Origin of the sequence: Anoxybacillus sp. UARK-01, assembly GCF_002075365.1 — a bacterium.
GTDB classification, from domain to species: domain Bacteria; phylum Bacillota; class Bacilli; order Bacillales; family Anoxybacillaceae; genus Anoxybacteroides; species Anoxybacteroides rupiense.
In genome coordinates this window covers 126,638-148,720 of the sequence record NZ_NASY01000042.1, presented here as the reverse complement: position 1 = coordinate 148,720, position 22,083 = coordinate 126,638, and the positions used below count along the sequence as shown (strand labels likewise).

The 22,083-nt window shown below is 43.1% G+C and carries 21 protein-coding genes and 1 pseudogene; 7 read left to right on the top strand and 15 right to left on the bottom strand.

The features are described 5' to 3' along the window. Positions 1-158: 158 nt before the first annotated feature. The 5 genes and pseudogenes from accA to dnaE all read right to left on the bottom strand — a co-directional run bounded on the left by accA (position 159) and on the right by dnaE (position 6,542). Positions 159-1,136 (bottom strand): acetyl-CoA carboxylase carboxyl transferase subunit alpha, encoded by a 978-nt coding sequence (gene accA / locus B6A27_RS10425; RefSeq protein ID WP_044745947.1) that lies wholly within the window; start codon positions 1,134-1,136, stop codon positions 159-161. After that, positions 1,121-1,993, bottom strand: a complete 873-nt coding sequence (gene accD / locus B6A27_RS10420) for an acetyl-CoA carboxylase, carboxyltransferase subunit beta (protein ID WP_044745946.1) — start codon at positions 1,991-1,993, stop codon at positions 1,121-1,123. Before accD ends, accA begins: the two co-directional genes overlap by 16 nt. Beyond that, positions 1,986-2,621: a FadR/GntR family transcriptional regulator gene (locus B6A27_RS10415; protein WP_066146418.1), complete on the bottom strand. Its 636-nt coding sequence runs from the start codon at positions 2,619-2,621 to the stop codon at positions 1,986-1,988. Before B6A27_RS10415 ends, accD begins: the two co-directional genes overlap by 8 nt. A 23-nt stretch (positions 2,622-2,644) precedes the next feature. Next, positions 2,645-3,044: pseudogene (locus B6A27_RS19090) on the bottom strand (NAD-dependent malic enzyme); the annotation flags it as partial. A 156-nt stretch (positions 3,045-3,200) separates the two neighbouring features. Next, positions 3,201-6,542, bottom strand: coding sequence for a DNA polymerase III subunit alpha (gene dnaE, locus B6A27_RS10405; protein WP_080862070.1), 3,342 nt, complete (start codon positions 6,540-6,542; stop codon positions 3,201-3,203). A gap of 108 nt (positions 6,543-6,650) precedes the next feature. On the opposite strand from dnaE, the gene ytrH reads away from it, so the two are divergent. After that, the gene (ytrH, locus tag B6A27_RS10400; protein ID WP_044745942.1) at positions 6,651-6,992 is read left to right on the top strand and encodes a sporulation membrane protein YtrH; all 342 of its coding nucleotides are present in this window, start codon (positions 6,651-6,653) and stop codon (positions 6,990-6,992) included. Then, the gene (gene ytrI / locus B6A27_RS10395) at positions 6,989-7,495 is read left to right on the top strand and encodes a sporulation membrane protein YtrI (protein ID WP_044745941.1); all 507 of its coding nucleotides are present in this window, start codon (positions 6,989-6,991) and stop codon (positions 7,493-7,495) included. The genes ytrH and ytrI overlap by 4 nt, the downstream gene beginning before the upstream one ends. A 469-nt stretch (positions 7,496-7,964) precedes the next feature. Here the strand turns inward: ytrI and B6A27_RS10390 are convergent, their stop codons facing one another. After that, the gene (locus B6A27_RS10390; RefSeq protein WP_066146426.1) at positions 7,965-8,912 is read right to left on the bottom strand and encodes a DHH family phosphoesterase; all 948 of its coding nucleotides are present in this window, start codon (positions 8,910-8,912) and stop codon (positions 7,965-7,967) included. Positions 8,913-9,001: 89 nt separating this feature from the next. Between B6A27_RS10390 and B6A27_RS10385 the strand changes: the two genes are divergently transcribed. After that, complete coding sequence (locus tag B6A27_RS10385; RefSeq protein ID WP_080862069.1) at positions 9,002-9,316, top strand: YtpI family protein; 315 nt, start codon at positions 9,002-9,004, stop codon at positions 9,314-9,316. 17 nt (positions 9,317-9,333) lie between these two features. On the opposite strand, the gene B6A27_RS10380 is transcribed toward B6A27_RS10385, so the two are convergent. The 3 genes from B6A27_RS10380 to B6A27_RS18655 form a co-directional block, all read right to left on the bottom strand. Continuing rightward, positions 9,334-10,650, bottom strand: a complete 1,317-nt coding sequence (locus B6A27_RS10380; RefSeq protein ID WP_066146433.1) for a CBS domain-containing protein — start codon at positions 10,648-10,650, stop codon at positions 9,334-9,336. A 125-nt stretch (positions 10,651-10,775) separates the two neighbouring features. Continuing rightward, positions 10,776-11,456, bottom strand: a complete 681-nt coding sequence (locus B6A27_RS10375) for a metal-dependent hydrolase (RefSeq protein WP_080862068.1) — start codon at positions 11,454-11,456, stop codon at positions 10,776-10,778. Between the two features lie 239 nt (positions 11,457-11,695). After that, complete coding sequence (locus B6A27_RS18655; protein WP_161491042.1) at positions 11,696-11,869, bottom strand: hypothetical protein; 174 nt, start codon at positions 11,867-11,869, stop codon at positions 11,696-11,698. A gap of 75 nt (positions 11,870-11,944) precedes the next feature. Between B6A27_RS18655 and B6A27_RS10370 the strand changes: the two genes are divergently transcribed. After that, complete coding sequence (locus tag B6A27_RS10370; protein ID WP_080862067.1) at positions 11,945-13,039, top strand: M24 family metallopeptidase; 1,095 nt, start codon at positions 11,945-11,947, stop codon at positions 13,037-13,039. Between the two features lie 38 nt (positions 13,040-13,077). On the opposite strand, the gene ald is transcribed toward B6A27_RS10370, so the two are convergent. The 3 genes from ald to B6A27_RS18825 form a co-directional block, all read right to left on the bottom strand. Beyond that, the gene (ald, locus tag B6A27_RS10365) at positions 13,078-14,199 is read right to left on the bottom strand and encodes an alanine dehydrogenase (RefSeq protein ID WP_080862148.1); all 1,122 of its coding nucleotides are present in this window, start codon (positions 14,197-14,199) and stop codon (positions 13,078-13,080) included. Between the two features lie 119 nt (positions 14,200-14,318). Next, on the bottom strand, positions 14,319-15,077 hold the full coding sequence (locus B6A27_RS10360) for an SDR family oxidoreductase (RefSeq protein ID WP_080862066.1): 759 nt from the start codon (positions 15,075-15,077) through the stop codon (positions 14,319-14,321). A 341-nt stretch (positions 15,078-15,418) separates the two neighbouring features. Continuing rightward, the gene (locus tag B6A27_RS18825) at positions 15,419-15,574 is read right to left on the bottom strand and encodes a hypothetical protein (RefSeq protein ID WP_201722558.1); all 156 of its coding nucleotides are present in this window, start codon (positions 15,572-15,574) and stop codon (positions 15,419-15,421) included. A gap of 117 nt (positions 15,575-15,691) precedes the next feature. Here B6A27_RS18825 and B6A27_RS10355 point away from each other — a divergent pair, with 117 nt between their 5' ends. After that, a complete protein-coding gene (locus B6A27_RS10355; protein WP_080862065.1) occupies positions 15,692-16,150 on the top strand; it encodes a universal stress protein in 459 nt (152 codons plus the stop codon). A gap of 268 nt (positions 16,151-16,418) precedes the next feature. On the opposite strand, the gene argH is transcribed toward B6A27_RS10355, so the two are convergent. Both argH and B6A27_RS10345 read right to left on the bottom strand, forming a co-directional pair. Beyond that, positions 16,419-17,801, bottom strand: coding sequence for an argininosuccinate lyase (gene argH, locus B6A27_RS10350; RefSeq protein WP_080862064.1), 1,383 nt, complete (start codon positions 17,799-17,801; stop codon positions 16,419-16,421). After that, positions 17,798-19,006 carry an argininosuccinate synthase gene (locus B6A27_RS10345; RefSeq protein ID WP_080862063.1) on the bottom strand — a complete coding sequence of 403 codons (1,209 nt, stop codon included), beginning with the start codon at positions 19,004-19,006 and terminating at the stop codon, positions 17,798-17,800. The genes argH and B6A27_RS10345 overlap by 4 nt, the downstream gene beginning before the upstream one ends. A 198-nt stretch (positions 19,007-19,204) precedes the next feature. On the opposite strand from B6A27_RS10345, the gene B6A27_RS10340 reads away from it, so the two are divergent. Further along, positions 19,205-19,519, top strand: coding sequence for a hypothetical protein (locus tag B6A27_RS10340; protein WP_044745931.1), 315 nt, complete (start codon positions 19,205-19,207; stop codon positions 19,517-19,519). A gap of 137 nt (positions 19,520-19,656) precedes the next feature. Next, complete coding sequence (locus tag B6A27_RS10335; protein ID WP_044745930.1) at positions 19,657-21,315, top strand: acetate--CoA ligase; 1,659 nt, start codon at positions 19,657-19,659, stop codon at positions 21,313-21,315. Between the two features lie 220 nt (positions 21,316-21,535). Here the strand turns inward: B6A27_RS10335 and B6A27_RS10330 are convergent, their stop codons facing one another. Further along, entirely contained in the window at positions 21,536-22,048 is a 513-nt protein-coding gene (locus B6A27_RS10330) for a MogA/MoaB family molybdenum cofactor biosynthesis protein (RefSeq protein WP_044745929.1), read from the bottom strand. Between the last annotated feature and the right edge of the window lie 35 nt (positions 22,049-22,083).

Here is a 22,083-nt window from a genome sequence, read left to right as displayed (position 1 = left end):
TGAAGAGTAGCTGAAAACAATAGAAAACTCTTAGTTTGCCCTGAATGAACCTCTCTCACCTACACGTGGTTTCGAAGGGAGAGGCTGCTCGATGGATATCGTTCAATTTTGATAGGCAAAAAGCTGTCCCAATCGATGAGACAGCTTCGTTTCTATTTTTATTTTACTTCTAAATAATCTTCTGAAAAAGCAATTTGACCGATTTGTCTAAATTTTCGATAGCGCTGTTCGACAAGAGCCAGGCCGTCTAATGGAAGGAGCTCCTGCAAAGATTGCTTCAGCACCGCATCAATCGATTGGGCTTGCTCATCTAAGTTGCGATGAGCGCCACCGCGAACTTCAGGAATAATTTCATCGATGACTCCAAGCTTTTGCAGGTCAGCAGCAGTAATCTTCATCGTTTCAGCAGCCCGTTTTGCAAGCGACGCATCCTTCCATAAAATCGCGGCGGCTCCTTCTGGAGAAATGACTGAGTACGTTGAATTCTCCAACATATGAATATGGTTGCCGACACCAAGCGCCAAAGCGCCGCCGCTTCCCCCCTCACCGATCACAATGCAAACCACCGGCACCGTCAATCCTGCCATTTCAAATAAATTTCTTGCAATTGCTTCACTCTGTCCGCGTTCTTCTGCGGCTTTTCCTGGATAGGCACCTTTTGTATCAATAAAACAAATAATCGGACGATTAAATTTTTCCGCTTGTTTCATCAGACGTAAGGCTTTGCGATATCCTTCCGGATGAGGCATCCCAAAATTGCGGCGAATGTTTTCCTTCGTATCTTTGCCGCGCTGATGACCAATTACAGTTACAGGAAGGCCATGATATTTCGCAATTCCTCCAACGATCGCTTCGTCATCGCCAAACAAGCGATCTCCATGGCATTCTAAAAAATTGGTAAACAGCCGTTCAATATAATCAAGCGTCGTTGGCCGATTCGGATGACGAGCAATTTGTACGCGATCCCATGGCGTTAAATTTGCGTATGTTTCATTTTCTAGCTTTTCAAGTCTCGCCTCGAGCTTTTCAATTTCCGCCGATAAATCTACATCGGCTGTTTGAGTGAACTCTTTTAATTCGCTAATTTTCTTGCGCAATTCAATCAGCGGTTTTTCAAATTCTAATTCGCCCACCATTCGCCATCGCCTCCTGTCTGATGAATATCAAGCACATTCGCTAACGTCTCCTTTAATTCGTGCCGATGGATCACCGCATCAAGCTGTCCATGCTTAAGTAAAAATTCCGCTGTTTGAAAGTCTTCCGGCAGCTCCTCGCGCACGGTTTGCTCAATGACCCGGCGGCCGGCAAATCCAATTAATGCGCCAGGCTCAGCAAAATTATAATCGCCAAGTGAAGCAAAGCTTGCCGATACTCCTCCCGTTGTTGGATGGGTCATAATCGAAATGATCAGCCCGCCGTCATCGCTAAACCGCTTTAATGCCGCGCTCGTTTTCGCCATTTGCATCAGGCTCAGCACTCCCTCTTGCATACGTGCTCCCCCGGAAGCGGTAAAAATGACAAATGGCACCTGAAGCTCCCTTGCTTTTTCGACCGCTCGCGCAATTTTTTCACCGACAACGGATCCCATACTTCCCATACGAAACGCTGAGTCCATAACAGCAATGACAAGAGGGCGTTCATTTAATGTTCCCGTTCCTGTCACAACTGCTTCGTTTAATTGCGATTTGCGGCGATCTGCCTCCAATTTTTCAAGATAATCAGGGAACTGGAGCGGATTTTCGGAAATCATTTCTGAATCGTATTCCTGAAAGCTTCCTTCATCAAGCAAGCTATCAATGCGTTCGCGCGCTGGCAGAGGATGATGGTAGCCGCAACTCATGCAAACACGCAAATTTTTCATTAGCTCTTTTGTATACATAATTTTTTTGCATTTTGGACATTTTGTCATAATTCCTTCAGGAACGTCTTGTTTTACTTGCTCTGAAGGAACAGAAGCATATTTTTTCTTTTTTGTAAATAGCTCTTTAAGCAAAGGGTGTTCCCTCCTTTGGCAATCGGTATAATGGTGTGGCCGTATTCTCGGTCAACAATTTGAGAGCATCAGGAAGCTGTTGCTTTTCTAAAACGATGTGCATTTGCTGGTAAAAAGCAAGCGGAAACAATCGTGTATCATGATGAAGCTGGAAAAAATCGCTTAGAACTCGCCAAATCCGTTCAAGCAAATAATTATTTCCTACTTGAAATACCCACTGAAAAAATGTTTCATAGTCAATGGAATGTTGATCAATCATCGCTTTAAGCTCATTCAGCTGTTCTTTCGTCCTGCGCTCACATGCTAGCGTCAAGCCAAGCTGTTCGATCAGCTGCTTTGTTTCCACGAGGTCAGCATTGGCTTTTTTTTCTTGTAAAATAAACATGCCTAGCAATTGAATGAACTGATGCTCACCAAATTTCTTTAAATAGGTTCCTTCTCCGCGTCTCGTTTCAATAAGCCCAAGAAATTCAAGGGAGCGGAGCGCTTCCCTTACAGAGGAACGCCCCACCTTCAGCCTTTCGGACAATTCCCGCTCAGAAGGAATTTTATCTCCTGCGACAAGCCCGTCTTCTTCAATAATATGATAAATACTTTGCAAAATTTCAACGTATACTTTTTCCGTCATCCTTTCATGATCACTCGCCTACATCATCGCTGCATTTGTCTTGTTTTACTCTCCATTCCTTCAGAACTCATACGAATGCGGGCAGCTCCTGTCTTCACCGCTGGCTTAGCTGCAACAACCGATGCAACCCGCGGATCAACTGGTACGCCATTCATCTTCTGAAACAAGTGAAGCGGCTGCTTCCACAGCAGCGATTTTCATTCATTTATCGCGCCGAACCTCTAAAGCACCTCGGAAGATGCCTGGAAACGCCAGAACATGATCGACTTGATTCGGATCATCTGATCATCCTGTTCCAACGACAACAGCTCCTGCTTGAAGTGCTTCTTCCGGCATCATTTCCAGAACCGGATTGGCCATTGCAAAAATCATTGGCCGGCCGTTCAGCGAACGAATCATTTCCGCTATCCAAGCTCCTGCTATCATTTCTCGCTTTCCTTCATGCGCTTTATGAATATATAAGGCCTCTTTACGCAAAGACACATACATTCATTCCTTATAATTATGAAACGGCCATAACTGGTCTGACCACCTAACGTTTATACAATATAATAAAATGAAGCATTAGTAAAGAAAACATTATTTTAGCACAACATATGTGCCTCCTAACAATGCTTTTAATTCTGCTAGGCAGTCAGCAGAAGCGTTCACTTGGTATTCGTCAGACAGCTTCACCGTTTTGCGCTCTTTTTCATAATAGAGAACGACAGGTACATAACCGTGATGATGCTCCAAAATCGTTTTGAGCTTTGCCATTTTTCCGCTGTGGATATGATCAGGGCGAATTTTTAAATAAAGCGTTGGCTTGTCCAGCTCATCGAGCGGAATCACCTTTTTTATAATGAAATGAATCGCCGCTTGCCGGACTTCTATTTTTCCTTCCAGCAACAAAGTCTCGCCTTTTTTTAAGGAAGAATGATAGCGATGATACACTTCAGGAAAAGCAATAGCGGACAATTCGCCGCTTTCATCGCTTACTGTCAAAAACGACATTTCTTCGCCTTTTTTGGTTCTCGTCTTGCGCTCCAAAAGAATATAGGCGCCAATCCGTAAATAGGAGCCGTTTTGCTCTTTTTTGATCGAACTGACCGGCACTGCTCCTGCCGCTTGAAATTGATCAAGATGCGCTAAAACGGGATGAGGCGAGACATACACACCAAGCAAATCCTTTTCATATTGAAGCTTTTCGTCAAAAGAAAACGGAGAGGCTTCTACATATTTTGGTTTAAAAGATAGTCCGGCTATGATCGATTGATCGCTTTCATCATACTCATAATATGGTCCCATCAGTTCAGCATGCTCCATCGCTACTTCGACACTTGCCAGCAATGTTGCACGCTCAATGCCAAATTCATCAAAACAACCTGCCAATATGAGAGATTCGATCATTTTCCGATTCACCGTTTTTTTGGATAGGCGAAGACAAAAATCGAATAAATCGGAAAACGGACGTTTTTTTCTTTCTTGAATAATCGCGTTGACCGCTTGAGCACCAACATGCTTAATCGCTGCAAGACTATAACGGATTGATCCGTTTTCAATGGAAAATGAATAATAGCTTCGATTAATCGAAGGCGGAAGCAGCACAATCTTCCGTTGTCTCATCTCTTGTATGCATGAGCTCACTTTTTCTTCGTCTCCAATGGAAACAGTCAATAAAGCCGCATAAAAATATAGCGGATAATGCGCTTTTAAATAGGCCAATTGATAGGAAATCATACTGTAAGCAACCGCATGGCTTCGGTTAAATCCATAATTGGCAAAGCGGACAATCAAATCGTATAGTTCATGAGCAAGCGTTTTGTCATATCCTTTCTCCATACATCCTTTGACAAAGCGGGATCGCTCTTGATCAAGAATCTCCTTGTTCTTTTTCCCTATCGCTCGCCGCAATAAATCAGCTTGACCTAATGAAAAGCCAGCCATTTTTGCTGCTATTTGCATAATCTGCTCTTGATAAATCAAGACCCCGTATGTTGACTGTAAAATAGGTGCAAGGTCCGGATGAAGAAAGACAGCGGCTTCATGCCCATGCTTTCTTTTGATATATATTGGAATAAAGTCTATCGGTCCCGGACGATATAAAGCATTGACGGCGACAATATCCTCAAATTGCGACGGTCTTAGCTGCTTCAGTACGTTTTTGATCCCTTCTGATTCCAATTGAAAAATTCCTGTTGTATCTCCTCTACTTAGCAAGGCAAACGTTCGTTCATCGTGGAGCGGAACATTTTGTACATCAACAAATTTCCCTGTTTTTTGATAAATCAGCTTGCACACATTGCTAATGAAGGTTAAAGTGCGCAGGCCAAGAAAATCCATTTTCAACAAACCAAGCTGTTCTAATACGTCCATTGGATATTGAGTTAAGTAAATGTCGCCATGCCCTTGCTGCAACGGTACGATGTCCGACAGCGGCTGTTCGCTTATCACCACCCCGGCCGCATGAGTGGATGAATGCCGTGGAAGCCCTTCCAATCGCAATGCTGTAGCAAAGACTTTTCGCAGCTCTGGCGATGTCTGAACAGCTTTTTTTAACAAAGGGACCTGGTCATATGCTTCTTGCAGTGTGATCCCCATTTTGTTAGGGATATGCTTTGCGATTTGCTCTATTTCTTCCGGACGCACTCCCATGGCCTTAGCGACATCGCGAATAGCGGCTCGCGCTCCAAATGTACCAAATGTAATAATTTGAGCAACATGTTGCGTTCCGTATTTGCGTGCCACATACTGAATCACTTCATCGCGCCGCTCATCTGGAAAATCGATATCAATATCAGGAAGAGAAACGCGCTCAGGATTCAAAAAACGCTCAAATAATAAACCATACTGAACAGGGTCGACATGGGTAATATACAGAGTAAAGGCCACAAGCGATCCCGCAGCTGAACCACGTCCCGGTCCCATTGTGATTCCTTGTTCTCGCGCAAAGCTGATAAAATCAGCGACAATTAAAAAATAATCGCTAAAATTCATCTCCTCAATCGTTTTTAACTCATAACGAAGGCGCTCAAGATATTCCGATGATGGAGACGGGATGCGTTCATATAATCCTTTCAAACAAAGACGCTCCAAATGCTGATGAACATTTTCGTTTGCTGGTACAGGATATTTAGGAAGCCGCAATCTGCCTAATTCAATGTCAACTTGGCACAGGGAAGCAATTTTTTCTGTATTGCTTACTGCTTCAGGTAAATCAGCAAACAGGCTCGCCATTTCATCGGTTGATTTTAAATAGTATTCGTCACTTCCAAGCGTTCTCCTTCCTTCATCATGAAGTTTCATCCCCTGCTGAATTGCAAGCAAGCAATCGTGAACGAAAGCATCTTCCTTCTCGATGTAACGCACATCGTTGGTAGCAACAAGCGGCGTATTCGTTGCCTTGCTCAGCTGTACAAGCTCATGCTGCCATTTTTCTTCCACACCATGCCGTTGAACCGCCAGATAAAAAGCATCATCTCCAAATAGTTGTTTATATGAGGCCATACACTTGATCGCTTTTTCGAACTCATTTCTTCTCACTAATGACTCAACATAACCATCCCTTCCTGGAGAAATGGCGATCAGCTCATTGCTATAACGCTGAAGCCGTTCTTCTGGGATTCCATCAGGTTCACTTGTTTGAATGATGCTGCTAATTTTCATTAAATGGCGATAACCTATATTGTTTTTTGCTAAAAGCACAAGCGGATACGCTTCCCTCTCTCCCACTTTAATATGTGTAATCATACCGATGATCGGTTTAATCTGATATTTTTGGCATTCTTGATAGAAAGTCACCGCCCCGTATAGTACGTTTTCATCTGTTAAAGCTAACGACCTAAAACCCAGTTCACTCGCTTTTTTCACTAAATCATGAATTTTTACTGCACTCTTTAACAAGCTATAGCCGCTCCGTACATGAAGGTGGACAAACGACAATGCTCCTCCCTCCTTTTCCTTCATTATAGTCGACAAAACTTTGGCAACGCAAAACATACTTATATCTGTTCGTCCATATATATGTTTAAAGAAAGGAATGAGGCGATGATGGGAACGAAACTTGCGTTTTTACCGGCGTTTATTCAAAGCTACTTTATTGCTCTTGGAGTTCTTTTAGGAGGAGCAGGCATTGGCGGAATCGGGGCATTTCTGATGGGACAGCCACCGCTGACGTCCATGTATCGTTTTGCGATGGATTTAAAAATTTGGGCGGTCGTAGCCGCAATTGGCGGGACATTTGACACGTTTTATACAGTCGAGCGCGGCTTATTTTCAGGAGAAACACGTGACATTGTCAAGCAGTTTCTGCTCATTATTTCCGCGATCGGTGGCGCACAAACAGGTGTTACCATTATTACATGGCTGACACAGGAGCATATTTCTTCATGAGAATTCCTCCATACTATCGCGACAAAACTTGGCAGCGTTTTTTTGCCGGCGCCGCGATCGGTGCGGTCCTAAGCTGGTTCATATTTTTACATTTATTTGGTGTATTGCAAGAAAAGCAGGTGCGCCAGATCACTGAACTTCAAGACAAAATTGCTGATTTAAACAGCGATATTCAAATTTGGCAGGAAGATTATATTAAACTAAACAAACTGAACAAAAAAAAGCTGACCGTCCAAGAAATTCGCATCCAGCTTGTCAACGCAAATGAGTATAAACTCGATTCCTATATGAAATTTCATATTGAAGAAAGCGTCAAAGAAGATGTATCCCACCTAGTCGCCAAAGATATCGAAACCGTCTATCAAAGCAAGGATTTATTAAAAAAGACGATTGAAAACAAAACCTATACCATCAATGAGCAAACGTATCGACTTGAAATAACGGAGCTGTTTTTATTCACTACATTATCAATTGAATTAAAGCTAAAGCCCGTTCACCGCTAGCAGGATATCATCGAGAATGACCATATAAAAATAGGATGAAGGGGATTTCAAAAAAGATGATATCTTTTCACTAGTGTTGATGATCCATTATTTTACTAAAAATATGGAATGATTGAGCTAGACACACGCTTTTCTGCATGTCCAGTCGGCAAGCGAGTGGCTTGCCGACTACGGTAGAAAAGTAAGGAATCAAGCAATGTCGATTGATTTTTATTGGATCATCAACACGCTTGACATATTTTTTAAACAAAAATTACGTTTGGTTGTATTTGGTCATTTTCCTTAATAGCAGTACTTGCAACATCGATCTACCAAAACAGCAACATAAATATAAATGGAAATCAAAAAATCTTTCAACAAACAGAAAGAAGTCACCGAACAACGAACAAGTGATAACTGCTGGATTATAGCCGGGGACAAAATCTCCGACCACATAAAAAACGGACCTTCTCTAGATCGGTTTGAGTTATTAATGGGCTTGGCACGCCAATTCTAAATCAGCAATCACCCGATCCGCATCCTCCCAAGAATAAATCGACGCACCTGCAGCGAAAGGATGTCCGCCGCCCCCGTATTTTTTTGCTACTTCATTGACAATCGTTCCTTTTGAACGGAGGCGAACACGAATTTCTTTGTCCTCCTCAATAAAAAAGACCCATGCCTGTATTCCATCAACGTTGCCAAGAAGACTTACAAGCTGCGACGCTTCGGACGGAGAAGCGTTATATTTTCCAAGCAGTTCTTTTGTCATTTTTACAAACGCGACTCCGCTTGGAGAAAGCTGAAAATTTTGTAACACATATCCGCTTAAATGAGCAATATTCACTTTTGTGCGATATAGCTCATCATATAGATCGGTCAATGAAAAGCCGTATTCAACTAGTTCGCTTGCATATTGGAATGTTTTAGAGCTTGTTCTTGAAAAAAGAAAACGTCCCGTGTCCCCGACAATCCCAGCGTAAATCAAACGAGCTGCTTCTTTCGTCATGACCAAGCCTTTCTCTTTGCCTGCTAAGTAAAACTCATAAATCATTTCACTTGTCGAGCTGGCGTTCGTATCGACCCACAATAAATCTCCGTACGGATCTTCGTTCGGATGATGATCAATTTTAATCAGTTTTTTTCCTAACCGATAGCGCCCATCACAGATCCGCTCCTGGTTCGCCGTGTCACATACAATCACAAGCGCGTTTTTATATACATGATCATCGATTTGATCCAACCGTCTTAAAAAATTAAGCGATTCTTCTTCTCTTCCTACTGTATAAACATTTTTTTGTGGAAATGAGGCCTTCAGAATTTCCGCCAATCCTCCTTGGGAGCCGTATGCATCTGGATCAGGACGGACGTGGCGGTGAATAATGATCGTTTCAAATTGCTGAATCACCTGTAAAATTTCCAATGCCTTCTCGTTCATATTCGTTCCCTCTTTTACGATAGTTTTCTTTCATTATAAGGGAAAAACATGTACAATGGTAGAGAAACAAAAGATGGAGGGGTGCGTTCATGCCTGCACTAGTCATTCTCATCATTTTTTCTTTTTCCTTCTATGCCTATTATAAAATGAAATATTTTCGTAGCCAGCGCCCGCTCGAACGGCGATGGCTTTCTGCAAAGTCAAGCATAGCTCTCGGCCTATTTGTCTTTTTTTTCGGCATCAACCAATTCTTTTTACATTCTTCAACCGTCACCTATATTGTCGGAATCATTTTTTTATTGGTGGGCAGCGGAAGCGCATGGGCTGGATATCGGTCCTATAAGCATTATTTGCCGTTGGTGATAGAAGAGGCGCAGCAAACAGCTAAAAACGGGGGATCATGATCCCCCGTCCATAAAAACTACCTGTCCATTAACTGGCACATCATTAATGCTTTTCCTACAACCACTCCGTCATGATATACTTCAACATCCACCTTTCCGAATTTCCGGCCAATTTCTAGCAGCCTTGCTTTAATATCAATAATACTGTCAATTTGCACCGGTTTAATAAAATAAATCGTAATATTTTCGATCACTAAATCTCCGCGTTTATATAGCCGCAATACCCGCGTCGCCGCTTCCGTCACAATCGTTGTAAACACTCCATAAGATAGCGTTCCTAAATAGTTCGTCATTTGCGGCGTTACCGTGCATTGAAAGACATTTTCTGTTTTCGATTGCTGCTCTGCTTCTTGAAATTGGCCTGTAATGAGATCATCGATCGTTTCCCCGACTTGCGGCTGTCGCTGAATCATTTGCAGCGCCTTTAATACGTCCTGCCTGCTTATAATTCCCTGAAGACGATTATGGTCATCGACAACCGGCAACAATTCAATGCCTTCCCATACCATAATATGTGAGGCAAAGGCAACCGACGTTTTTCCGTTTACAGTAATTGGATATTTCGTCATGACTTTTTCAATCGGCAGCGTCCGTTCACAGTCTAATACATCTTTTGATGTCACCATTCCTTGCACTTTTAAATGATGGTCAACGACAGGAAAGCGGCTGTGCTTCGTTTCGCGATTGAGCTGATACCACTTTTCGACTATATCAGTGGTTTCTAAATATACCGTTTTTTCGAAAGGAATTAAAATATCTTCGACAAGAACGATTTCTTTTTTAATGAGCTGATCGTAAATCGCACGATTGATCATCGTCGCAACTGTAAACGTATCATAGCTTGTCGATATAATGGGCAGCTGCAGCTCGTCCGCCAGTTTTTTGACATAATCATCTGTATCAAAGCCTCCGGTAATCAACACGGCCGCACCTGCTTCTAGCGCAAGTTGATGCGCCTTCGTCCGGTTTCCGACAATTAATAAATCTCCTGCTCCTGTATAACGCATCATCGCTTCAAGTTTCATTGCACCAATGACAAAGCGGTTGAGCGTTTTATACAGACCTTCACGTCCTCCTAGCACTTGTCCATCCACAATATTGACAACTTCCGCGTAAGTGAGCTTCTCAATATTTTCTTTCTTTTTTCTCTCGATTCGAATCGTTCCAACACGCTCAATCGTGCTGACATACCCTTTATTTTCCGCATCCTTAATCGCCCGGTAAGCCGTTCCTTCGCTTACCCCCATTTCTTTCGCAATTTGCCGAACAGAAATTTTTTCTCCTACCGGCAAGCTATCAATATATTGCAAAATTTGCTCATGTTTTGTCGCCAAATGTCTTCACCCTTTGTGCCAAAGTCTATTTTTATTATAAAGGTGAATGAAGCGCGATTCAATGAAGGGCTAGTCACATGATTCGCAAACAAAAAAGGAGCTTGGATAAAAGCCCCTTTTTTTCGCTATAATTCCATGCTTTCTCCTGGTTGTAATACTTTTCCCACGCCCTCTTTGAGCAGCGAAACAAACTGGTGCGGATTTTGCTCAATGACCGGGAATGTGTTGTAATGAATCGGTACAACGGTTTTGGCACGCAGCCAGTCCGCTGCCAACGCCGCATCCTCTGGTCCCATTGTAAAATTGTCGCCAATCGGCAAAAAGGCCACATCGATTTCATTTCGCTCGCCAATCAGCTTCATATCCGAAAACAGCGCCGTATCTCCCGCGTGATAAATCGTTTTTCCTTCCGCATAGAATAAAATCCCGCACGGCATTCCCGTATAAATGATTTGCTTGTTTTCGTCAATATAACTGGAGCCGTGGAAGGCTTGGGTTAATTTGACTTTTCCAAATTCAAATTGGCGTGCTCCGCCAATATGCATCGGATGCGCATTGACACCTTGCCAGCTTAAATACGTAGCCAATTCAAACGGAGCCACTACCAGCGCATTGTTGCGAAGCGCAAGCGGAATCGTATCGCCTACATGATCACTATGCCCATGTGTCAGCAAAATCACATCTACCTTTACGTCGTCAGCATTCAGATCCGTCGCCCCATTTCCTGTAATAAACGGATCAATGAAAATCGTCTTTCCGTTCGTTTCAATTTTGACAACTGAATGTCCATGATACGTAAGCTTCAATTTGATCTGCTCCTTTCCTATGTACAAGGTCTTTCATTGATATATTTCGCAAAAACTTTTATATTTCCTTCTTCATGTAGCGAATGAACACCTAGCAGGCAAACGGATGGGCCCGCAGGTGTTCTTAAGAAGCAGAAACGCTAGTCTGCAGTGCTAGATAAAATCCATTCACTTATTGTCCTTATACTATTATGAACGGACGGCATCTGCTTTGGCAAAGTCATAGACTCGCTTAAGAATCATGCATAATCGTTTACATACGGCAAAATTACTGGTACTCTCAAATATAGAGTCTGCTCATGAGCATCAATCATCCACCATTTTAACGCAAACGCTTTCTTCATGCTTTTTAAAACAAGAAAATCGACGAAGTATTTGCTTGCGATAAACCTCTTGTTCAAATGCTGAGTCATTGATGGGCACCTCGCCAATGAAAGCGACGGATGGATTGATGTTTATAAATATAGAAATAAAAGGAAGGGAACACAATGAACCAACGACTTCAATCTCTTTCAAACTGGATGCAGCAAGAGCAGCTTTCCTTCGCCCTTATTACATCCACCGCTAATGTCTTTTACTTAAGCGGATTTTACAGTGAACCGCATGAACGGCTTTTAGCGCTGCTCGTCTTCCCAAATGATGAGCCCGTTCTCGTCTGTCCACAAATGGAAGTGGCTCAAGCTAAACGCTCCGGTTGGGCTTATTCTATTATCGGCTACAGCGATATTGAAAACCCTTGGGAGCACATTTATACGCATATGAACAAAAGATCTTTGACCGTTGAAAATATCGCGATTGAAAAAGCACACCTATCTCTTGAACGATATGAACAGCTATGTACCTATTTTTCCGTGCGCTCAACCGTTAATGTAGAGGAAAAATTGCGACAGCTGCGCATGATTAAAGATGAACAAGAAATCGCGATTTTACGGCAAGCAGCTTCTCTCGCTGATTATGGCGTGGAAGTCGGCGTAAAAGCGATTGCTGAAGGCAAAACAGAATTAGAAGTGATTGCCGCCATTGAGTACGAATTGAAGAAAAAGGGCGTTCGCCAAATGTCGTTTGCAACGATGGTATTGACGGGGGCCAAAACGGCTGATCCTCATGGCACCCCAGGCTTAGCCTCTATTCAAAAAGGAGATTTTGTCTTATTCGATTTAGGCGTTATTTTAGATGGATATTGTTCAGATATTACGCGAACCGTTATGTTTGGCCAACCAAACGATGAGCAAAAGCAAATTTATCATACCGTCTTAAACGCCCAGCTCGCTGCTATTGCAGCATCAAAGCCAGGAACAGAGATTGGTGCGGTGGACAAAGCGGCAAGACAGTTGATTGAGCAAGCTGGTTACGGTTCTTATTTTACTCATCGCGTCGGGCACGGATTAGGCATTGAAGTTCATGAGTATCCTTCGATGAATGCAACCAATACGATGCCGCTCGAGCCGGGGATGGTCTTTACAATTGAACCGGGCATTTACATTCCGGACATCGGCGGTGTGCGCATCGAAGACGATATCTTGATTACTGAAAACGGCGCAGAGATTTTAACAAATTATCCAAAAGAATTCATCCTATTATAAAAACAAGCGGCGTTCACGTTGGAGAACGCCGCTTGTTTTCACATTGACTCTAACAAAGGTTTGGCATCTTGAAATGAGAGGTTATGCGCCCTTGCTACAGCTTCATATGTCACATAACCGTTCAATGTATTCATGCCTTTTAACAGCGCTGGATGATCAAAACATGCTTGACGATACCCTTTATTGGCAATTTGCAGCGCATACGGCACGGTGACATTTGTCAGGGCAAAGGTCGACGTGCGTGGAACAGCCCCTGGCATATTAGCAACCGCATAATGAACAACGCCATGCTTCGTATAAGTTGGATTACTATGGGTCGTGACACGATCGGTTGTTTCAAAAATTCCGCCCTGATCAATGGCAATATCAACGACAACCGAGCCGGGAGACATGGTACGAATCATCTCTTCGGTCACTAGCTTTGGCGCTTTTGCTCCTGGGATGAGTACCGCTCCAATCACTAAGTCCGATTCTTGAACAGATGCAGCAATATTATACATATTTGACATCAGTGTCGTAACGTGGTCGCCAAATAAATCATCAAGCTGTCTCAGGCGCTCCGGATTCACATCAATAATCGTGACTTCTGCGCCGAGTCCCACTGCCATTTTGGCTGCATTCGTTCCAGCCACGCCTCCTCCAATAATCGTCACCTTTCCTCGTTTGACTCCCGGCACACTTCCTAATAAGATTCCCTTTCCACCATGCGGCTTTTCTAAAAATTGCGCGCCAATTTGCACCGACATTCGGCCAGCCACTTCGCTCATCGGCGTCAACAGCGGTAAGGAGCCATTAGCAAGCTGTACGGTTTCATAGGCAACCCCGACTACTTTGTGATCAATAAGAGCTTTCGTTAATTCAGGCTCTGCTGCCAAATGGAGATATGTAAATAAAATTAAGTTTTCTCGAAAATATTGATATTCCTGGGGAAGCGGCTCTTTTACCTTCATCACCATTTCTGCCGCCCAAGCGTCTTGAGCCGTTTTAACAATCGTAGCTCCCGCTTTTTCATATTCCTCATCTAAAAATCCTGATCCTTCTCCAGCTCCTGCTTCTACATACACCTCATGCCCCGCTTGAACGAGCGTCATCACTCCAGCTGGGGTCATCGCCACACGATTCTCATTGTTTTTAATTTCCTTCGGCACACCTATTTTCATCATCAACCGTCCTCCTCCATTACGAGCGCTGTCGTAATTTTTTCTTAAAAAAACCGCACCAAGAAAGTATTTCCATCTGTACTATATAGAATGGAATGAACGCTGGAAAATTATTCACATTAACGATACCGATGAATGACATCCATTCCTCCTGTCACTTCAATAATGGAGCCTGTAATCATATCCGAATCTTCTTCACATAAAAATGCAATCATCCGGGCTATATCTTCTCCCGTTCCTGAACGCCCTATCGGCGTCATCTCATCTCTTTGCTTTCTTGATTCCGCAATGGTCGCCTCTTTCATATCCCCTAATATGTTCCCGGGACAAATCATATTGGCTGTAATTCCATATTCCGCTTCCTCTACCGCAATCGTTTTGGTTAAGGAAACCAGTCCAACTTTCGCGGCACTAAATGCAGAACGGTGAAGCCAGCCTGGTGCATTGGCTGCTCCTTGAAAGCCGTACGTAATAATGCGGCCAAATCCTTGGTTTCTCATAATTGGAATCGTTTTTTTAAACAAATGAAAAACGGCGCTCAAATTTCCTTCGATCATCTCATACCATTCTGCCTCACTATAATCTGCTAGCTTTTTTCGTTCGAAAATATAAGGCCCGGCATTATTAATTAAAAAATCGATACGGCCGAATTTCGCTAGCGCTTGAGCAACCAAATGATGTAAATCTTCTTTTTTTGTAACATCCCCCTTCACGAATTGCAGCCGTTCAGAAACATAAGCATATTTTTGTTGAAGTGAATGGACGGCAGCTTCATCGCTTCGGTAGTTTACGGTTACCGAGTATCCTTTTTCAAGCAGCACCTCCGTCACCTTTCGTCCCAATCCTTTTGCACCAGCTGTTATGAGGGCATGTCGCACTCGAAAAACTCCTCCCCATAAACAAGTATCTAATTTTACTTTACTACAATCCCGAAAGAAAAAACATCCATTAGATTTATCATACCATGAAACACACCTAGCATCAGGTGGTAGACAAAATCAAAATTGATTTTGTCTACCATTATTGCGTTCAGTGATTGTGATTTTTCCTATCAGGCTGGCTCAAAAATGCTTGGTAGGCAAGGAACGAAGCCAAGCGAAGACGCGAATGGAACAAAAGAAGCTCATGAGCGGAGCGGGACAAGCGAGGCCAGTGACGCAGGATAAAAGCGTTTGCCAACAATCTGAAGCCATCATGGCGTTATACGCCATGATGGCTTTTATAATTCTCCTATCTCTCTTTGCGGTTGATAATGCGGTTGCTCTTGTTCAATGCCATCACTATGATAAGCAGACATGATTTGTTCGCTAATTTCTTGCGCTACCTCTTCATCATCGTATAAATTCCATTCATTGTTCTTCTTTTTATCCTCCATGCCTGTCTGTCACTCCTTTTTCATAAAATTGTTATGACAGCTCTAGTTTTCCTAGTTTTCTATATGATATACTTCAATTAGAACTAACATTTCTATCCAAAAGGGGAGTGGGGACACATGACAATGACGTATAAAACGATTGTTGTCGCTGTAGATGGCTCGCAGGAAGCTGAATGGGCGTTTAAAAAAGCGATCCAAATCGCCAAACGCAACGAAGCATCCTTGATTTTAACCCACATTATTGATATTCGCGCATTTGCTGCCGTTGAAGCACACAGCCAATCAGTAGTGGAGCGTTCTGAGCAATATGCAAAGGAACTGCTAGAAAACTATAAACAGCAAGCTCTAGAAGCTGGAATTGAACATGTCATTGTCGACATTGAATTCGGTTCTCCAAAAGTAAAAATCGCCAAAGACATCGCTCCAAAACACAAAGCAGACTTAATCATCTGCGGTGCCACAGGATTAAATGCTGTCGAGCGTTTATTGATTGGAAGTGTTTCCGAGCATATTACTCGCTATGCCAAGTGCGACGTGTTAGTTGTCAGAACGGAAAAAGAGCTTGGGGAAGTATAAAATAGTCCGTAGTGTTATATAGAGATTCGGGTTGAAAAATCGACATAAAGAGGAAGCGACGGGGCTTTTGCTGAAAAATCCATCTGTATTTGTATAGCTGCGACCGGCTTCTCCAACATTGCTCCTTAAGTAAACAGATGATGAGTCGGTTTCGACAGCCGGTCATACTTTGACATGGCGCAAGCTGATCGAATCAATGATTTGTTATCCCATTTATCAACACTCCAAGACCGATCCACCTTTTGTGGATCGGTCTTGTTTATTCGTATCACTTTTTTTCACTCAACCGTTTTTTCGCGTTGGCCACTGCTTTGCGCACTTCGGCAAACCCCGTCCCTCCAGCGCTGTTGCGCCGATCCACCGCCGTGTACGGATTCAGCGCCTCGTAAATATCAGATTCAAACAAAGGTGAAGCTTTTTGATACACCTCAAGCGGCAAGTCAGCTAAAAATATTCCTTTTTCAATGCATGTTAAAACAAGCTTTCCTACAATTTCATGCGCTTCGCGGAAAGGTACTCCTTTTGCCGCCAAATAGTCAGCAAGCTCTGTCGCGTTTGAAAAATCTTGCTTCGTCGCCGCTTCCATAGCCGCCACATTCACCTTCATCGTTTCAATCATACCGGCAAAAATTTTTAATGAGCCCATAACGGTTTTGACCGTATCAAACATTCCTTCTTTATCCTCTTGCATATCTTTATTATAAGCAAGCGGTGTCCCTTTCATGACCGTTAGCAATCCAAACAAGTTGCCATATACCCGCCCCACTTTTCCGCGTATGAGCTCTGCCATATCGGGATTTTTCTTCTGCGGCATAATGCTGCTTCCTGTGGCAAATGCATCATCCATCTCGACGAATCGAAACTCTTGGCTCGACCAAAGAATCAATTCCTCACAAAAACGCGATAGATGCATCATCAACATCGAACTGTTGCTTAAAAATTCAATAATAAAATCTCGATCGCTCACCGCATCGATGCTATTTTCATATATTCCATCAAACCCCAGCAATTCAGCGGCATACTCGCGATCAATGGGAAAAGTCGTTCCGGCCAACGCTCCCGCTCCAAGAGGCGACTTATTAATGCGTTTTAAAGATTCAGCAAAACGCTCATAGTCGCGCTCAAGCATCCAAAAATAAGCAAGCAAGTGATGAGCAAATGAAACTGGCTGCGCCCGCTGTAAATGTGTGTATCCTGGAATTAATGTTTCAATATGTTGCTCTGCTTTTTCAACAAGCACCTTTTGCAACTCTTTCATCAGATCCATCATTTCTGTAACACGTTTACGCAAATAGAGATGCATATCCGTTGCGACTTGATCGTTGCGGCTTCGTCCAGTATGCAATTTTCCGCCCACATGACCAATTTCATCCATCAGCATCTTCTCGATATTCAAATGAATATCCTCATATGCAACAGAAAACTCCAGCTGACCCTGTTTTGCTTTTTCTAAAAGCGCAAGCAAACCAGTCTTGATGATCTCGACATCATCATTGGGCAAAATGCCGCATTTCCCAAGCATCGTCACATGTGCAATGCTTCCTTCAATATCTTCTTCAACGAGCTGTTGATCAAAAGGGATCGACGCACCGAACTCGTCGACCCACTCTTCTGCTGTTTTTGTAAATCGTCCGCCCCAAAGCTTTTTCACACATTCACCTTCTTTTTGCTGTTCACGATGCTGTGTACTTTCGTTGGCAAGCCAAATAGGGAGATAAAGCCGACAGCTGCTTGATGATCAAATTCATCTTCCGCTGTGTATGTCGCCAGCTTTTCATCATATAGCGAAAACTCCGATTTTCGCCCTTCAATGATGGCATGACCTTTAAACAATTTGACGCGCACAATTCCTGTGACATTTTTCTGCGTTTCATTTAAAAATGCAACAAGCGCATCTTTCAGCGGTGAAAACCACAAGCCGTTATAGATGATTTCCGCTAATTTCTGCTCAATTAACGGTTTAAAATGAGCGACCTCCTTCACAAGGGTTAAATCCTCTAATTCTTTATGCGCCTTAATAAGCGTCATCGCGCCAGGGCATTCATAGACTTCACGTGACTTGATGCCGACAAGGCGGTTTTCAACATGATCAATCCGTCCAACTCCATGCTTACCAGCCAACGCATTAAGCTCCAAGATCAATTGAGCAAGCGAATAATGCTTTCCGTTTAGCGTTTTTGGAACTCCTTGCTCAAAGCCGATCTCGATGATCTCTGGAACATCTGGCGTATCCTCTAATGCCGCTGTTAACTCATAAGCTTCCTCTGGCGGAGCGGCCCAAGGATCTTCGAGAATACCGCATTCATTGCTTCTTCCCCATAAGTTTTGGTCAATAGAAAACGGGCTATCTAAATCAATTGGAATCGGAATACCGTGCTTTTTCGCATATTCAATCTCTTCTTCGCGTGACCAGCTCCATTCCCGAACAGGAGCCACTACTTCCAAGTTCGGGTTCAGCGCCTTAATCGACACTTCAAAACGAACTTGGTCATTTCCTTTTCCTGTGCAGCCGTGAGCAACCGCTACCGCACCTTCCAACTCGGCAATTTCAACTAGCTTTTTTGCGATTAATGGACGCGACAGAGCAGAGACAAGCGGATATTTTCCTTCATAAAGCGTATGAGCCTGCAACGCTACGAGCGCGTACTCGTTGGCAAATTCCTCCTTCGCGTCGATAACATATGATTGGATAGCGCCAACCGTTAAGGCTTTACTTTGCACAAAATCGAGATCTTTTCCTTCGCCTACATCTAAGCAGCACGCGACAACATCATAGCCTCGCTCTTGTAACCACTTAATAGCAACCGATGTATCTAAACCGCCGGAATAAGCTAACACAATTTTTTGATTAGCCATTATGATTCCCCTTCCCTCGATATACATAAATATACTTAAAACTAAATAAATATTCAAAAATTCACATTACCAATTTATCAGCTTTTATGATTTTTTTCAATAGTTATTCAACAAAAAGTATAAAAATACTATTCTTTTCTCTCTTGTTGCCCGCTTATGCTTTTTTGTAAAATAAAAGGAAGAAAGCGAGGGAGAGAGATGAACGCTTACTTTATCCATGATCAGCGGCTCGGTATTTCGTTGCCTTCACTTGATAAAGAGTGGGAAGAATATAGCGAAAAAGAGCAGCACGAAATCTTATTGGAATGGGAAAAAATCCGCGGAACGATCCCTGATCGGATCGCTGAACTCGAACAAATCATCAATCATAAGCAGGAGCAATTAAGCGATGAAAATAATTTTACCCGTTCATGCCAGCTTAACTTTGAAATTGCCGAGCTTGCTTCTGTCATTAATGACTTATGGATTTGGTATCGAATGAACCAAACGGTATCAAAGCAGGTGCATCAATAAAAGAACGAATCGGAGAGACAGAAACATTCATCCCTCTCCATTTTTTTATTTTTGTAAAATATATTGAATATTTATTTTTTTCATATTATTATTTGTATATTAACTTTCACTAATTGAAGCAACAGAGGGGGATTTATATGGAAAAGACGGCATCATACACTTCGCTAATCGAATCTTTTTCTTGGGATGATGTATTTAAGCATTATGATTGGAATCCGAAGGAATACTTTAACGTCGCCCATGAAGTTTGCGACCGCTACGCAGGCGATCCGCAACGCATTGCATTATTTTATGAAAACCATTCGGGAGAAAAGCGAATCATTACATATGAAGAGCTTCGCAACTGGTCCAATCAAATGGCCAATGTCTTTCGCAAAATCGGGATTAAAAAAGGGGATCGGGTTTGCGCGCTTTTGCCAAAAAACCCTGCATTAGTCGTCTACATTCTCGCTGCTTGGAAAGTTGGCGCCGTTTATGTGCCGTTATTTACTGCCTTCGGTCCGCAAGCGGTCGAATATCGGATTAATAATTGTGAGGCAAAGGCGATCCTAACGAATCGAGAACAGCGGGCAAAGCTGCCGACAAAAGATAAGGCGCCTACACTTGAGCACATCTTTGTCATAGATGGCCCTACTGAACCTCATGATTGGGATTTTTGGGAAACGCTTTCAAAAGAATCTAGCGATCATGTAACGGAAAAAATGACGGTCAACGATTTATTAGCGATTCAATATACTTCCGGCTCTACTGGAATGCCAAAAGGAGCGATGTGGACACACAACCTTTTAATCAATATCTATCCGTATATGCGCTATGCTGTCGATTTACGGGATGACGATATTTTTCTAGGAGGAGCTGACCCTGGCTGGGCCTATGGTCTAATCTTTTGCACCTTTGCACCAATGTGCTTCGGCGTGCCAATCGTCCTATATGAAGGGCCGTTCAAGGCAGAAACATATTACGAATTAATGGAAAAATACGGTGTTACCAATTTCGCATTTGCACCGACCGCTTATCGAGCGATGGTAGCGGCTGGAGAAGAACTAATCACAAAGTATGATATTCGTGTCCGTGCGATGAGTTCTGCCGGTGAGCCGCTCAATCCTGAAGTCATCCGCTTCTTCCAAAAAAATTTAGGGGTCACCGTTCATGATCACTACGGATTGTCTGAAACATTGATGCTCATTGGCAACTTCAACTCTCTCGATATGGACATATTGCCGGGATCGATGGGCTGGGCGCTGCCGGGATTTGAAGTGGCCTTGCTTGACGATCAAGGACAAGAAGTACCAACGGGTGAAGTCGGACAAATTGCGTTCCATACTCATTCGATTCCAAATGTTTTCCACGGTTACTGGAAAGATCCTGAAAAAACGGCGCAAAGAATGATCGGTGATTGGTTCCTGACTGGAGATTTGGCGCTGAAGGATGAAAATGGATACTTTTGGTTCCAAGGGAGAGCAGATGATATCATTTCCAGTGCCGGATACCGCATCGGGCCTTTCGAGGTCGAAAGCTCACTCATCGAGCATCCAGCTGTGGTAGAAGCAGCTGTTGTTGGAAAGCCCGACCCGCTTAAAGGAGAGATTGTAAAAGCCTTCGTTGTATTGGCAAATGCATATGAACCTACCAAAGAATTGGCCGAAGAATTATCTTTATTTGTTAAAAATCGCTTATCTAAACATGAATACCCGCGCGAAGTGGAGTTTGTAGCAGAACTTCCTAAAACATCAAGCGGAAAAATCCAACGCTTCATCCTTCGCAACCAAGAAATAGAAAAACAAAAAAACGCTTAATCAGATAAAAAGGGGCGTCTATAAGCTGGAGAATCGGCTTATAGACGCCCTTTTATCTTTTTATGATTTTCCACTTTCATAGATGTTGATTTTCTGGACAGCCCATCGTGGTGATAGCAAAATCGAACTGCCTAAGATAAACAAGTGAGGCAAAAGAAGCAGGATCAAAGCATTTATCGACAGTCTGAGCGTCCGCTTCAGTGAATAAGCACGTTTTTTCTCATGCATCCTTTCTTATTTCCCTGACAACATGCGGCAATTCCGGCAATATTAATTTCGTCATCGCCAGACGAACAGCTCCCGTCGAGCCCGGCGTCGCAAAAATGGCTGTATCATTTGCCACTCCGGCGATGGCGCGTGACAGCATAGCGGCAGACCCGATATCTTCGGTGTAGCTGAGCATCCGAAACAATTCGCCAAAACCAACGATTTCTTTATCAAGAATTTCTTTCATCGTCTCAATCGTCACATCGCGCTTGGCGATTCCTGTTCCGCCGTTTGTCAAAACGACGTCGATCTCCGGATGCCGGCACCCGGCTAAGACCGCTTGGCGAATCTCTTCTTTTGTGTCTTTGACGATTTCATAATCCACGATCTCATGTCCAGCTCCTTGAAGCAGCTCAAACATCGCTTTTCCGCTCTTATCTGTCTCCATAGTTCTCGTATCACTGATCGTAATAATTTTGCATTTTACCACTTTCGGTGCTTCCTGTTTATGCTCAAATACAGCCATAACAAACTCCTTTCTTTTTTATCTCTTCTAGCATT

Bases quoted from the DNA above. Each gene is read 5' to 3' on its own strand.
- B6A27_RS10355 (WP_080862065.1), top strand. From the start codon at position 15,692: ATGACAATGACGTATAAAACGATTGTTGTCGCTGTAGATGGCTCGCAG.
- B6A27_RS18825 (WP_201722558.1), bottom strand. From the start codon at position 15,574: ATGGAGGATAAAAAGAAGAACAATGAATGGAATTTATACGATGATGAA.
- B6A27_RS10390 (WP_066146426.1), bottom strand. From the start codon at position 8,912: ATGAACGAGAAGGCATTGGAAATTTTACAGGTGATTCAGCAATTTGAA.
- B6A27_RS10370 (WP_080862067.1), top strand. From the start codon at position 11,945: ATGAACCAACGACTTCAATCTCTTTCAAACTGGATGCAGCAAGAGCAG.
- B6A27_RS10385 (WP_080862069.1), top strand. From the start codon at position 9,002: ATGCCTGCACTAGTCATTCTCATCATTTTTTCTTTTTCCTTCTATGCC.
- B6A27_RS10340 (WP_044745931.1), top strand. From the start codon at position 19,205: ATGAACGCTTACTTTATCCATGATCAGCGGCTCGGTATTTCGTTGCCT.
- B6A27_RS10335 (WP_044745930.1), top strand. From the start codon at position 19,657: ATGGAAAAGACGGCATCATACACTTCGCTAATCGAATCTTTTTCTTGG.
- B6A27_RS10330 (WP_044745929.1), bottom strand. From the start codon at position 22,048: ATGGCTGTATTTGAGCATAAACAGGAAGCACCGAAAGTGGTAAAATGC.
- B6A27_RS18655 (WP_161491042.1), bottom strand. From the start codon at position 11,869: ATGACTCAGCATTTGAACAAGAGGTTTATCGCAAGCAAATACTTCGTC.
- ald (WP_080862148.1), bottom strand. From the start codon at position 14,199: ATGAAAATAGGTGTGCCGAAGGAAATTAAAAACAATGAGAATCGTGTG.
- ytrH (WP_044745942.1), top strand. From the start codon at position 6,651: ATGGGAACGAAACTTGCGTTTTTACCGGCGTTTATTCAAAGCTACTTT.
- ytrI (WP_044745941.1), top strand. From the start codon at position 6,989: ATGAGAATTCCTCCATACTATCGCGACAAAACTTGGCAGCGTTTTTTT.
- B6A27_RS10415 (WP_066146418.1), bottom strand. From the start codon at position 2,621: ATGACGGAAAAAGTATACGTTGAAATTTTGCAAAGTATTTATCATATT.
- accA (WP_044745947.1), bottom strand. From the start codon at position 1,136: ATGGTGGGCGAATTAGAATTTGAAAAACCGCTGATTGAATTGCGCAAG.
- B6A27_RS10345 (WP_080862063.1), bottom strand. From the start codon at position 19,006: ATGGCTAATCAAAAAATTGTGTTAGCTTATTCCGGCGGTTTAGATACA.